Source organism: Streptomyces formicae (assembly GCF_002556545.1).
Taxonomy (GTDB): Bacteria; Actinomycetota; Actinomycetes; order Streptomycetales; family Streptomycetaceae; genus Streptomyces; species Streptomyces formicae_A.
The window spans coordinates 171797-185004 of record NZ_CP022685.1 but is presented as its reverse complement, the minus strand read 5'-3'; the positions used below and the strand labels follow the sequence as shown (position 1 = coordinate 185004).

Here is a 13208-nt window from a genome sequence, read left to right as displayed (position 1 = left end):
TCCGGTGAAACAGGTTGTGCAGAACTACAAGAGCGGCGAACTGGCGCTGCTCGACGTCCCGGTGCCGGGATGCAAGCCGGACGGTGTGCTCGTCAGGACCGCCTTCTCGCTGATATCCACCGGGACCGAGCTCATGAAGGTCTCCGAGGCGGGCATGTCGATGATCGGCAAGGCCCGCTCCCGCCCCGACCAGGTGGCCAAGGTCATGCAGAGCGTGGCCACCAACGGGGTGCCCGCCACGTACCGCAAGGTGATGGGCAAGCTGGACTCCTACACGCCGCTCGGCTACTCGCTGTGCGGAGTGGTCGAGCAGGTCGGCACGGGGATCGACGACGTGAAGGTCGGCGACCTCGTGGCCTGCGCGGGCAACGAACACGCGTTGCACGCCGAGCTGAACTGGGTGCCGAAGAACCTCTACACCCCCGTGCCCGACGGACTCGCGCCGCGCCACGCGGCCTTCGGCACCGTCGGATCGATCGCCATGCAGGGCGTCCGGCAGGGCGAGCCGCAGCTCGGCGAGGTGGCCCTGGTCATCGGCCTCGGTCTGATCGGGCAGCTGGTGGTGCAGCTCCTCACCGCGTCGGGCGTACGCGTGGTCGGCGTCGACCCCGACCCGGCGCGCTGCGAACTCGCCGAGCGCCTGGGCGCGGCGGCCTGCGGCGATCCCGCGTCCGCGGCCGTGGAAGCCGCCGTCGCCGAGCTCACCGACGGCCACGGAGTGGACCAGGTGTACCTGGCCGCGGGCGGCGGCAGCAACCAACCCGTCGAACTGGCCGCCCAGTTGAGCAGGGACCGGGGACGCGTCGTCGACATCGGCAAGTGCCGTCTGGACCTGCCGTGGAACGCGTACTACGAGAAGGAGCTCGACGTCCGGTTCTCCCGCTCGTACGGTCCCGGGCGCTATGACCCGTCGTACGAACTGGAAGGGCGCGACTACCCGATCGGCTACGTGCGCTGGACCGAGCGCCGCAACCTGGCGTGCTTCCTCGACCTCGTGGCCCGCGGTCGCGTCGACGTGGATCCGCTGATCTCCCACATCGCCGACTTCGACGACGCCGTCGAGACGTACCAGAGCCTGAAGGACGGCGACCTCAAGGCCGTCGCCGTGCTCTTCCGGTACCCCGAACAGGCGGCTGAGGGCGAGGCGGAGGCTCCGTCGGTGGCCGTGCCCGCGGTGCGGCGCGGCGGTGGGGCGTCCGGCTCGGCGCGGGCGGCCAGGACGCCGGTGCGCCTGGCGTTCGTCGGCGCGGGGAACTACGCGACGTCGATGCTGCTTCCGCACCTGGTGGGACGCGACAGCGTCGCGTTGTCGACGGTCGTCACCACGACGGCGCTCTCCGCGGCCAACGCCCAGCGGAAGTTCGGCTTCGCCGAGGCGACCACCGATCTCGACGCCGTGCTCGGCGACAAGTCCATCGACGCGGTGTTCGTGGTCACCCGGCACAGCTCGCACGCCGAACTGACCCGCAAGGCGCTGCTCGCGGGCAAGGCCGTGTTCGTGGAGAAGCCGTTGGCGCTCTCCGAGGACGAACTGGCAGGCGTGCTCGCGGCGGTGGAGGAGTCCGGCAACGACCGGCTCCAAGTCGGGTTCAACCGCCGGTTCGCGCCACTCCTCCACGAGGCCAAGAAGCGCTTCGGCGCCAGGACGGGACCGGCGAGCCTGCGCTACCTGGTCAACGCGGGGCAACTGCAGCACGGCAGCTGGTACCTCCAGCAGGGCACCGAGGGCTCGCGGTTCGCGGGCGAGGGCGGGCACTTCATCGACACGGCGAGCTGGCTGCTCGGCGCCGACCCCGTCTCGGTGTACGCGGCCGCCACGGCCGGCAACGAGGACCTGCAGATCGTGCTGCACTACCCGGACGGGTCCACCGCCACCATCAGCTACGTCACCACCGGCGCGGCCAGCTTCCCCAAGGAGACGCTGGACCTCGTCGCCGACGGCAAGGTGCTGCACCTCGACGACTTCGTCCGCGCCTCGGTCCACGGCCGCAAGAAGTGGGTCAGTTCGCGGCTGCCCAAGGCCCGGGACAAGGGCCAGTCGGCGGAGCTTGCCTCGTTCGTCAAGGCCGTGCGGACCGGCGGCCCGATGCCGGTGCCGCTGGAGTCCCTCGTCGCCACCACGGCGGCCACCCTCGCCGTGCGGGCGGGCCTGGCCGCCGGCGCGCCGGTGACGCTGGCGAGGCCGCTGTGACCATGAGCGCGGGCTGGTACGTACGGCGGCTCTCCCGGATGGGGCCGAGGGAGATCGGCGGCCGGGCGCAGGACGCGGTGCGCAGGAGGCTGTGGCGGTCCGCGCGGCCGGACTGCCCCGGCGTGGCCGACGCCAGGTTCACCGCCGTACTGCCCGCGGGGACGCTCGCCGCGGTGCCGACGGACGCCGTGAAGAGCCTCGTCGCCGAGGCGGACCGGCTGATGGCCGGGCACGGCGAGTTCTTCGGGGTGGTCCGCGACGACCTGGCCGACCCCGACTGGTGGTACGACCCGAAGACCGGCCGCAGGGCACCGTGGGGCTACGCCTTCGACGTGCCCTACCGGAACGAGGACGTGGTCGGCGACATCAAGCAGATCTGGGAGCCGTCCCGGCACCAGTTCCTCACGGTGCTCGCCGCCGCCTACGCGCTGACCGGGGACGAGCGGTACGCCGAGCGCGTGGCCGAACTCCTGAGGCTGTGGTGGGCGGCCAACGCGCCCCTGCGCGGGGTGCACTGGATCAGCGGCATCGAGCTGGGCATCCGGCTGCTCTCCTGGGTGTGGATCCGCAGGCTGCTCGACGGCTGGCAGGGCGCGGCCGCCCTGTTCGAGCACAACCCGGTCGCGCTCAACCAGATCTGGCACCACCAGCGCTGGCTCGCCGCCTTCCCCAGCCGTGGTTCTTCGGCGAACAACCACGTCATCGCGGAGGCCGCCGGACAGTTCGCCGCGGCCTGCGCCTTCGGGTGGTTCCCCGCGTCGGCGCGCTGGCGCAAGGGCGCGCTGCGCTCCCTCGAACGGCATCTGCGGAGCAACACCTTCCACTCGGGCCTCAACCGCGAACTGGCCACCGAGTACCACGGGCTCGTCCTCGAACTCGGCCTGGCCGCGCTGGCCGAGGCCGACGCCGCCGACGTACCCGTCCCCGCGACGGTCCGCATCGTGCTGCTGCGGATGACCGACGCGCTCGCGGCCGTGGTGGACGACCGGCTGCGGCCGCCGCGGCAGGGCGACGCCGACGACGGGCACGGTCTGATCGTGGACGGCGCCGGCACCGACCGCTGGGCCTCGCTCCTGGCCACCGGTGACGCCGTGTTCGGGCGGCTCGCCTGGTGGCCCGAGGTGACCGCCACCGATGTGCGCACCCCGCTCCTCGCCGCGCTCATCAGGCCGTACGCGAAGAACGGGACCGGACGGGCCGTGTCCCGCCCGGCGCGGCGTCCGGCCCGGTTCGCCGACGCGGGCATGACGGTCCTGCGCGGCCCCGAGGGGATCTGGTGCCGCTGTGACGGCGGGCCGCACGGCTTCCTCTCCATCGCCGCGCACGCCCACGCGGACGCGCTGTCCGTGGAGGTCCGGCACGACGGGGTCGACGTGCTCGCCGACCCGGGGACGTTCTGCTACCACGGGCAGCCCGAGTGGCGGCAGTACTTCCGCTCGACCCTCGGCCACAACACCCTGCAACTGGACGGCGAGGACCAGTCCGTCTCCGGCGGCCCTTTCCTGTGGACCCGGCAGGCCCGGAGCCGTGTCCTGGCCGTGGACACGCCCGACGTCTCCGCGGGCGGGACGGCCCGCTGGTCCGCCGAGCACGACGGCTACCAGCCGTCCGTGCACCGGCGCAGTGTGGAACTGGCAGCCGAGAGCCGGGAATTGACCGTGGTCGACGAGGTGCGTGACTCGCGCGGGGTCGTGCGCCTGGCCTTCCACCTCGGCCCGGAGATCACCGCGGAGCTGTCGGGCAACCGGGCCGAGCTCAGCTGGACCAGGGACGGCGAGGACCGCTCCGCGGTGCTCGACCTGCCGAGTCAACTGTCCTGGCGGGCGCACCGCGGCGAGACCGAGCCGCCGCTCGGCTGGTACTCCGCGGGATTCGGGCGCAAGGAACCCACCACGACGCTGGTCGGCACGGGTTCCGCCGACGGCGCGCGGGAGTTCACCACCGCACTCCGGTTCCGGGGCTAGGGGGCACGTGGTGATGAAGTGGCGGAACTGGGCGTTGCCGGTGGCGGCGCAGACGATCGTCCTGCTGGCGGCGACCGGCTGCATGGGCACGTCGGACACCCCGGCGGCGGAGTCGAAGGGCGAGCCGTCCACGGCCGCGGCGCGTTCCGTGGCGCGGGTCTGCGCCAAACCCGCGGACGGCCCCGCGAAGGCGCCGAAGGGCGCGGTCACGGTCGACCCCTCGGTCGTCGGTGACCTGGTGGCGAAGACCAAGAGCAGCCCCGCGCACACCACGTTCTGGCTCGAGCCGGGCAAGCACAGGCTCGATCCCGACCGCTTCTCCCAGGTCATCCCGAAGAAGGGGAACCGCTACCTCGGCGCGCCGGGCGCCGTGCTCGACGGCCGCAAGAAGAACCAGTACGCGTTCGGCGGCACCGCCCACGACGTCACCATCGGCTATCTGACGGTGCAGCGTTTCGTGGCGCCCCCGGACGAGGGCGTGGTCAACCACGACTCGGCCGACGGGTGGGTGATCGAGCACGCGACGATCCAGCGGAACTCCGGTGCCGGTCTGATGGCCGGTGCCCGCCAGCAGGTCCGCGCCAACTGCCTGCGCGAGAACGGCCAGTACGGCATGAACGCGTACAAGTCCAAGGGCCGCATCAGCGGCCTGGTCGTCGAGGGCAACGAGATCGTGGGCAACAACACCGGCGACTGGGAGCGGCGGCGGAAGGGCTGCGGCTGCACCGGAGGCATCAAGTTCTGGGCCGTCGACGGCGCCGACGTGCGCGGCAACTGGGTGCACGACAACCGGGGCACCGGACTGTGGGCGGACACCAACAACAACGACTTCCGCATCGAGGAGAACGTCCTCGAGGCCAACGACGGTGCCGCGCTGATCTACGAGACCAGCTACAACGCGGTCATCAGGAAGAACACGATCCGCCGCAACAACTGGGTCGAGGGCCGCAAGGCGGCCGACCGGGGCGACAGCTTCCCCTTCGCGACCGTCTACGTCTCCGAATCCGGCGGCGAGCCCCGGGTCAAGGCCCGCACGGACAAGATCGAGATCTACCGGAACGTCCTCCAGGACAACTGGTCGGGGATCACCCTGTGGGAGAACGCCGACCGGTTCTGCAACAGCCCGGCCAACACCTCGTCCGGCGACTGCACGTTGCTGGTGCGGGACGTCGACCGCTGCGCGAAGCCCGCGATCGCCAAGGCGCCGCTCTACTCCGACTGCCGGTGGAAGACCCAGCGGGTGGACATCCACGACAACCGCTTCGCCCTGGACAAGTCCGTCGTCGAGTGCGCGGAGCGGTGCGACCGCATGGCGCTCCTGGCCAACTACGGCACCTACCCGGACTGGTCGCCCTACCAGGGCGAGCGGGTGGCCGAGGCGATCACCCAGAAGCAGCACAACCGCTGGCACGACAACACCTACGTCGGACCGTGGAAGTTCGTCGCCCACGACCCGAGCCGGGTGCTGGACTCCGGGCAGTGGCAGGGCGCGCCCTACGAGCAGGACAAGGGCAGCACCTTCCGCGTACGGGGTGGTGAGGGAGATGGGCGCTGACCACACCTCGAAGCTCGTCGGGACGGCCTGGGGACTGCTGATCCTCAACACGCTCGGCTCCGCGGGGGCGGTGACGATCGTTCCGCTGCCCCGCTCGCTCATCCAGATGGTCACCATGGGCGCTCTGGTCGCCGCGTTCGCGCTGGCGCTCGCCGCCAACCTCCGGCTGCGCGTCCACGCCAGTGCCTACGTCTTCCTGCTCACCCTGCTCCTCGTGCCGAGCGTGATCTCCAGCGCGCATTTGGAGTCCGGGTTCGGCGCGCTGTTCCGCTGCGGCAGGCTGATGCTCTTCGTCGCCACGCTGTGGCTGCTCAGCCGCTGGTGGGACGGCAGCCTGACCTTCGTCAGGCACCACATCAAGGTGTACTTCCTGGTGCTCGGGTCGGTCGCCGCGGGACTGGTCATGTCGCCCGGCGCGGCCATGCCCGAGCTCTACGGCGGACGCCTCGTCGGCGCGCTGTGGCCGCTCACCCCGCCGCAGATCGGACAGTACGCCGCGGTGATCATCGGGCTCACCGTGCTGCTCCTGCTCGGCCGCAGGACCGACCGGGCCAGCGCGGCGTTCGTCATCGTGCCCTCGCTCGTCCTTCTCGCGCTCACCCACACCCGCACGGCCACCCTCGGGCTCGTCATCGGCCTCGTCCTGGCGATCGGCTCGCTCGTCCTGACCAGCTCCGCCGCCCGCCGGTTCTTCACCTGGACGGTGCTGCTCGCCGCGGTGGCCGCGGTGGCGCTCGGCTCCATGCTCCAGGCGTGGTTCCTGCGCGGCCAGAGCAAGGAGAACTTCTCCAGCCTCACCGGCAGGGCCAAGGTCTGGGACGCCCTCCTCGCAGCCCCCCGGAGCACCTCGGAGCAACTGTTCGGCGCGGGCCTCGGCGACAAGTCGTTCGGCGGGCTGCCGATCGACAACAGCTGGCTCGCCGTCTACAACGAGCAGGGCCTGATCGGCGTCGTCCTGGTGGGGACGATGGTCGTCGTGCTCGGCGGCGTCGCGCTGCTGCGCCCGCCGTCGCTCCAGCGGGCCTGCGCGATCTTCCTGATCAGTTACTGCGCGATCGCGTCGTACACCGAGGCCGGACTCGGCGACGCCTCGCCGTACCTGCTGCACCTGGCCCTGGCCGCCGCGCTCCTCGCGGCACCCACCGAGGCCCCGGATCTCGCGACGCCCGACGTTCCACGACGACGAGTGCCGCGCTGGGCCCGGCGCACGGAGGTGAGCTGAGCATGCACGTTCTGGTGGTGCACAACCGCTACGGTTCGGCGCAGCCGAGCGGGGAGAACAAGGTCGTCGACCAGGAGGTGGCCCTGCTGCGCGCGGCAGGACACCGGGTCGAGGTGTTCGAGCGGCGCAGCGACGACATCGGCGCCCGCTCCCTGATGGGCAAGGTCGCGGTGCCGCTCCTGGTGCCGTGGAACCCTTCGGTCCGCTCGGAGCTCGCCACCCGCCTTCGCACCTCGCGCCCTGACGTGGTGCACGTCCACAACGTCTTCCCGCTGCTTTCGCCCGCGGTCCTGGCCGCCTGCGCCGACGCGGGCGTGCCCGCCGTCGCGACGCTGCACAACTACACGCAGATCTGTCCGCCCGGCACGCTCCAGCGGGACGGCAAGCCGTGCACCGAGTGCGTCGGGGCGACCGCCCCCGTGCCCGCGGTGCGGCACGGCTGCTACCGGAACTCCCGCCTGGCGACGGTGCCGCTCGCGGTCAGCCTGTCGGTCAACCGGCGACGCTGGTGGTCCGGCGTGGAGCGGTTCTTCTGCATCTCCGCGGCGCAGCGCGACATCCTGGTACGAGCCGGGATGCCCGCGGAGCGTCTCGCGGTGAAGCACAACTTCGTACCGGATCCGGACGATCGCCGCACGGGCGACGGCGAGCACCTGCTCTACCTCGGGCGGCTCGCGGAGGCCAAGGGCCTGCGGCTGCTCATGGCCGCGTGGGACGAACTCGCGGCGAGCGGCGGGGTGGGCGTGCCGCTCGTGATCGCCGGTACGGGACCGCTGGAGCACGAGGTGACCGACTGGGCGGCGGGCCGGGACGACGTGCGGTACGTCGGCCTGTACGACACGGCCCAGTGCCAACGGGCCATCGCCCGCTCGGTCGCCGTGCTGGCTCCCTCGACGTGGCTTGAGGCGTTCGGCCTGGTCGTCGTGGAGGCGATGGCGGCCGGGGTGCCGACCGTCGCCGCGGGGCACGGCGCCTTCGTCGAACTCGTCGACGACGGGGTGACCGGGCTGCTGCACCGGCCGGGCGATTCCGGCTCGCTCGCGGCCCGCATACGCCGGATCGCGGCCGATCAGGGCCGCAACCGGGAGATGGGCCAGGCGGCCCGACGCCGTTACGAGCAGGGCTTCAGCCCGGCCGTCGGCCTCGAACGCCTGGTGGAGGGGTACCGGACCGCGATCGCGGACCGGTCGGGCGGCGGGGAAAGCCCGCCGCCGGCAAGGAACGGAAACACTGGCTCGCGGTGGGGGACCCGCGCGAGCAGGGATGGGGGCAGTAAATGACACGATGCCGACTCTGCGGCTCGGCGGCGCTGGCGAGCGTCGTCGATCTGGGGGCGACCCCGCCGTGCGAGAGCTTTCTCGCCGCGGACCAACTGGACAAGCCGGAACCGGCCTACCCGCTGCACCTGCAGGTCTGCACCGACTGCTGGCTCGCGCAGATCCCGCCGCTGATCACGCCGGAGGAGACGTTCAGCGAGTACGCGTACTTCTCCTCCTTCTCGACCTCGTGGGTGGAGCACGCGCGCACGTTCGTTGCCGACGCCGTCCAGCGGGTGGGCCTCGACGCCGAAGACAAGGAAGCCTTCGTGGTCGAGGTCGCGAGCAACGACGGCTACCTCCTGAAGCACGTGGTGGACCGGGGGATCCGCTGCCTCGGCATCGAGCCGTCGGTGAACGTCGGCGCCGCGGCACGGGAGGCCGGTGTGCCCACGGTCACCGAGTTCCTGAGCCCGGACACCGGCGCGGCCGTCCGCGCCGAACACGGCCCGGCGGACCTGGTCGTGGCCAACAACGTCTACGCGCACATCCCCGACGTGGTCGGGTTCACCCAGGGGCTGCGGGCCCTGGTCGCCGACGACGGCTGGGTCTCCATCGAGGTGCAGCACCTGCTGACCCTGATCGAGGAGAACCAGTACGACACGATCTACCACGAGCACTTCCAGTACTACACGGTCGCCTCCGCGATCCGCGCCCTCGCGAGCGGCGGACTGTCGCTCGTGGACGTCGAGTTGCTGCCCACGCACGGCGGCTCCATCCGGCTGTGGGCCCGGCCCGCCGAGGTCGCGGGCGAGCCTTCGCAGCGCGTGTCCGACGTACTGGCGCGCGAGAAGGCGGCCGGGCTGCAGGAGCTGTCCGGATACACCGAGTTCTCCGCCCGCGTGGCCAAGGTGCGCAGGGACCTCCTGAAGTTCCTCATCACCGCGGCCGAGCGCGGCGAGAGCGTCGTCGGCTACGGCGCCCCCGGCAAGGGCAACACCCTGCTCAACCACTGCGGCATCCGGCCCGACCTGCTCGCCTACACGGTCGACCGCAACCCCTACAAGCACGGCAGGTTCACCCCGGGCACCCGCATCCCGATCATGGCGCCCGAGCAGATCGCCGCGGACGAGCCGGACTACGTCCTGGTCCTGCCGTGGAACCTGCGGGCCGAGCTGGTCGAGCAGCTGTCCTTCGTGCACGACTGGGGCGGCCGCCTCGTCTTCCCCATCCCGGAACTGAGCATTGTCGAGGGCGCGTCCTTGAAAGAGGTCACATCATGAAGGTCGTACTGTTCTGCGGCGGTTACGGGATGCGGATGCGCAGCGGCGCCGCCGACGACGTGCCCAAGCCGATGGCGATGGTCGGCCCGCGACCGCTGATCTGGCACGTCATGCGCTACTACGCCCACTTCGGGCACACGGAGTTCATCCTGTGCCTCGGCTACGGTGCGCACCACATCAAGAACTTCTTCCTCAACTACGAGGAGACGACGTCCAACGACTTCGTGCTGCGCGGCGGGAAGACCGAGCTCCTCTCCACCGACATAGCCGACTGGACGATCACGTTCGCGCAGACCGGCATCGAGTCGCCGATCGGTGAACGCCTCCGCCGGGTGCGCCACCACCTCGGCGGCGACGAGATGTTCCTCGCCAACTACGCCGACGTGCTCACCGACGCCCCGCTGCCGGAGATGATCGACTCCTTCGCCGGGCGCGACGCCGGCGCGTCGATGATGGTGGTGCCGCCGCAGTCCTCGTTCCACTGTGTGGAACTGGGCGAGGACGGCCTGGTGGGAGGCATCACCGCGGTGAGCGACATGCCGCTGTGGGAGAACGGCGGCTACTTCGTCCTGCGCCAGGAGGTCTTCGACCACATACCGGAGAACGGCGACCTGGTGGCCGACGGCTGTGGTCAACTCGCCAAGCAGGGACGCCTGGTGGCGCACCAGCACCGCGGCTTCTGGAAGCCGACCGACACGGTCAAGGAGCGGGCCGCGCTCGACGAGGCGTACGCCCGCGGCGACCGCCCGTGGGCCGTGTGGGAGCGGGACACTGCCGGGGTGGGCGCGTGATCCGGCTCGGGGCGGGCCCTCTGACGCGGATCGCCGCGGTGGGCGCGCACTGCGACGACATCGCCATCGGCGCGGGCGGCACGCTCCTCACGGCGTGCCTCGCGCGGCCGGGCATCCGCGTCGACGCGCTGGTGCTCTCCGGCGGTGGCGGCGAACGGGAGCAGGAGGAGCGGGCCGCGCTCGCCGCCTTCTGCCCGGGCGCCGACCTGCGCCTGACCGTGCTCAAACTGCCGGACGGCCGCGTGCCCGCGCACTGGGAGGAGGCCAAGGCCGCCGTCGAGGAACTGCGCCAGCGGACCGACCCCGACCTCGTGCTCGCCCCGCGCACCGACGACGCGCACCAGGACCACCGCGGCCTGGCGAAGCTGATCCCGACCGCGTTCCGCGACCACCTCGTACTCGGCTACGAGATCGTCAAGTGGGACGGCGATCTCGGCCGTCCCACCGCGTACCAGCCGCTCACACCGGAGATCGCCGAACAGAAGGTCCGGCTGCTGCAGGAGCACTACGCCTCGCAGCGGCACCGGGCCTGGTACGACCGCGAGGCCTTCATCGGCCTCGCGCGGATCCGCGGCATCGAATGCCAGGCGCGCTACGCCGAGGCGTTCGCCGCCACCAAAATCACGCTCGATCTGGGGGACTGAAACTTGCGCGTACTGCTCACCGGACACCAGGGCTACCTCGGCACCGTGATGGCTCCCGTCCTCGCGGCCGCCGGGCACGAGGTCGTCGGTCTCGACGCCGGACTCTTCGCCGGCTGTGTCCTCGGCCCCCTGCCCGCGGACCCCGCGGGACACCGGGTCGACCTGCGCGACGTCACGGCCGAACACGTGGCCGGGGTGGACGCCGTCATCCACCTGGCCGCGCTCTCCAACGACCCCCTGGGCTCCCTCGCGCCGGAGCTCACCTACGACATCAACCACCACGCGTCCGTACGCCTGGCCCAACTGGCCCGCGACGCCGGAGTGGGACGCTTCCTGTACGCGTCCACCTGCTCCGTCTACGGCGCCGCGGGCGGCGGCGAGCTGGTCTCCGAGGCCGCACCGCTGCGCCCGGTGACGCCGTACGCGGAGTCCAAGGTGCGGGTGGAGGACGACCTGCACGCGCTCGCCGACGGGGACTTCAGCCCGGTCTACATGCGCAACGCCACCGCCTTCGGGTTCTCGCCCCGGCTGCGCGCCGACATCGTCCTGAACAACCTCGTGGGCCACGCGCTCCTGTCCGGCGAGGTCCTCGTGATGTCCGACGGCACCCCGTGGCGCCCCCTCGTGCACGCCGCCGACATCGCCCGCGCCTTCACGGCCGCGCTGACCGCGCCGCGCGAAGCGGTGCACGACCGCGCGTTCAACATCGGCAGCGAGGTCAACAACGTCACGGTCGCCGAGATCGCCGAGCAGGTCGCCGCGGCGGTGGCCGGATCGAAGGTGGTCATCACCGGGGAGACCGGCGCCGATCCGCGCTCCTACCGGGTGGACTTCTCCCGGTTCCGTGCCGCGATACCCGGCTTCGACTGCGAGTGGACGGTCAAGCAGGGCGCGCTCGAACTCGCCGACGCCTACCGGAAGCACGGGCTGACCCGCGACGACTTCGAGCGGCGCTTCACCCGGCTCGCCGTGCTGCGCGCGGCCTCCGAGACCGGTGCCGTCGACGACACCCTGCGGTGGCGCTGATGGCCACGGTCGGCGAGGAGATGCACGCCCTGGTCCAGCGGCTGTACCCGCTGTGCCGGAGCATCACGGGCGACGGCGTCCGCGCCACCTTGAAGATCGTCGACGAGTACGTTCCGCTGCAGGTGCACGAGGTGCCGACCGGGACCCAGGTCCTGGACTGGACGGTGCCGCAGGAGTGGAACATCCGCGACGCGTACATCGCCGACTCCGCGGGAAACCGCGTCGTCGACTTCGCCGCGTCCAGCCTGCACGTGCTCGGCTACAGCGTGCCGGTGTCCAGGACCATGCCGCTCGCCGAGCTGCGCGAGCACCTGTACACCCTGCCGGAGCACCCGAGTTGGGTGCCCTACCGCACCAGCTACTACAAGCCGCAATGGGGATTCTGCCTGGCCCAGGAGACCCTGGACGCCCTGCCGGACGGCGACTACCAGGTGTGCGTCGACTCCACGCTCGAAGACGGCCACCTCACCTACGCCGAGCACGTGATCCCCGGCCAGGTCCCCGAGGAGGTGATCGTCTCCTGCCACACCTGCCACCCTTCGCTGGCCAACGACAACCTCGCGGGCATCGCGGTGGCGACGTTCCTGGCACGGGCGCTGGCCGAGCGGACGCCGTACTACACCTACCGGTTCGTCTACGCGCCCGGCACCGTCGGGGCGATCACCTGGCTGGCCCGCAACCAGGAGCGGATCGACCAGGTCAAGCACGGCCTCGTGCTGGCCTGCGCCGGTGACGCGGGCGACCTGACGTACAAGCAGAGCAGACGCGGTGACGCGGAGATCGACCGGGTGCTGCGGCACGTCCTCACCACCTCCGAACGCCCGCACCGCGTCACGGAGTTCACGCCGTACGGCTACGACGAGCGGCAGTACTGCTCACCCGGGTTCAACCTCGGCGTGGGCTCGCTCAGCAGGACCCCGTACGCCGGATACCCCGAGTACCACACCTCGGCGGACAACCCGGACTTCGTCTCCCCGGAGGCGATGACGGACACGCTCGCCGTCTGCCGCGAGGCGTTCGCCGTCCTGGACCGCAACCGGCGCTACCTCAACCTCAGTCCCTACGGCGAACCACAGCTGGGCCGACGCGGGTTGTACGACTCGCTGGGCGGCCGCAGCGATGCGCAACAGGCCCAGATGGCGATGCTCTGGGTGCTCAGCCTCTCCGACGGCGAGCGCAGTCTGCTCGACGTGGCCGAGCGCTCCGGGCTCGCGTTCGACACCGTCGCCGGTGCGGCCGACGCCCTGGGCGCCGCCGGACTGATCAAGGCATGACG

Annotated in this window: 10 protein-coding genes; all 10 read left to right on the top strand. The window is 71.4% G+C overall.

The genetic code is table 11. The features are described from left to right. Positions 1-4 precede the first annotated feature (4 nt). From KY5_RS00815 to KY5_RS00770, 10 genes are read left to right on the top strand one after another with little or no spacing between them, the layout of a single operon-like run. Entirely contained in the window at positions 5-2191 is a 2187-nt protein-coding gene (locus tag KY5_RS00815) for a bi-domain-containing oxidoreductase (protein WP_098240324.1), read from the top strand. Between the two features lie 2 nt (positions 2192-2193). After that, entirely contained in the window at positions 2194-4155 is a 1962-nt protein-coding gene (locus KY5_RS00810; RefSeq protein WP_098240323.1) for a heparinase II/III family protein, read from the top strand. Between the two features lie 13 nt (positions 4156-4168). Further along, positions 4169-5710: a right-handed parallel beta-helix repeat-containing protein gene (locus KY5_RS00805; protein ID WP_098240322.1), complete on the top strand. Its 1542-nt coding sequence runs from the start codon at positions 4169-4171 to the stop codon at positions 5708-5710. Next, positions 5700-6932: a hypothetical protein gene (locus KY5_RS00800; RefSeq protein ID WP_098240321.1), complete on the top strand. Its 1233-nt coding sequence runs from the start codon at positions 5700-5702 to the stop codon at positions 6930-6932. The genes KY5_RS00805 and KY5_RS00800 overlap by 11 nt, the downstream gene beginning before the upstream one ends. A 2-nt stretch (positions 6933-6934) precedes the next feature. After that, a complete protein-coding gene (locus tag KY5_RS00795) occupies positions 6935-8212 on the top strand; it encodes a glycosyltransferase (protein ID WP_098240320.1) in 1278 nt (425 codons plus the stop codon). After that, positions 8209-9471 carry a class I SAM-dependent methyltransferase gene (locus KY5_RS00790; RefSeq protein WP_098240319.1) on the top strand — a complete coding sequence of 421 codons (1263 nt, stop codon included), beginning with the start codon at positions 8209-8211 and terminating at the stop codon, positions 9469-9471. Before KY5_RS00795 ends, KY5_RS00790 begins: the two co-directional genes overlap by 4 nt. Beyond that, positions 9468-10262 (top strand): glucose-1-phosphate cytidylyltransferase, encoded by a 795-nt coding sequence (locus tag KY5_RS00785; protein ID WP_098240318.1) that lies wholly within the window; start codon positions 9468-9470, stop codon positions 10260-10262. The genes KY5_RS00790 and KY5_RS00785 overlap by 4 nt, the downstream gene beginning before the upstream one ends. After that, the gene (locus KY5_RS00780; RefSeq protein WP_098240317.1) at positions 10259-10906 is read left to right on the top strand and encodes a PIG-L deacetylase family protein; all 648 of its coding nucleotides are present in this window, start codon (positions 10259-10261) and stop codon (positions 10904-10906) included. Before KY5_RS00785 ends, KY5_RS00780 begins: the two co-directional genes overlap by 4 nt. A gap of 3 nt (positions 10907-10909) precedes the next feature. Further along, a complete protein-coding gene (locus KY5_RS00775) occupies positions 10910-11932 on the top strand; it encodes an NAD-dependent epimerase/dehydratase family protein (protein WP_098240316.1) in 1023 nt (340 codons plus the stop codon). Beyond that, positions 11932-13206 carry a DUF4910 domain-containing protein gene (locus KY5_RS00770; RefSeq protein WP_098246989.1) on the top strand — a complete coding sequence of 425 codons (1275 nt, stop codon included), beginning with the start codon at positions 11932-11934 and terminating at the stop codon, positions 13204-13206. The genes KY5_RS00775 and KY5_RS00770 overlap by 1 nt, the downstream gene beginning before the upstream one ends. The last annotated feature ends 2 nt before the right edge of the window (positions 13207-13208 follow it).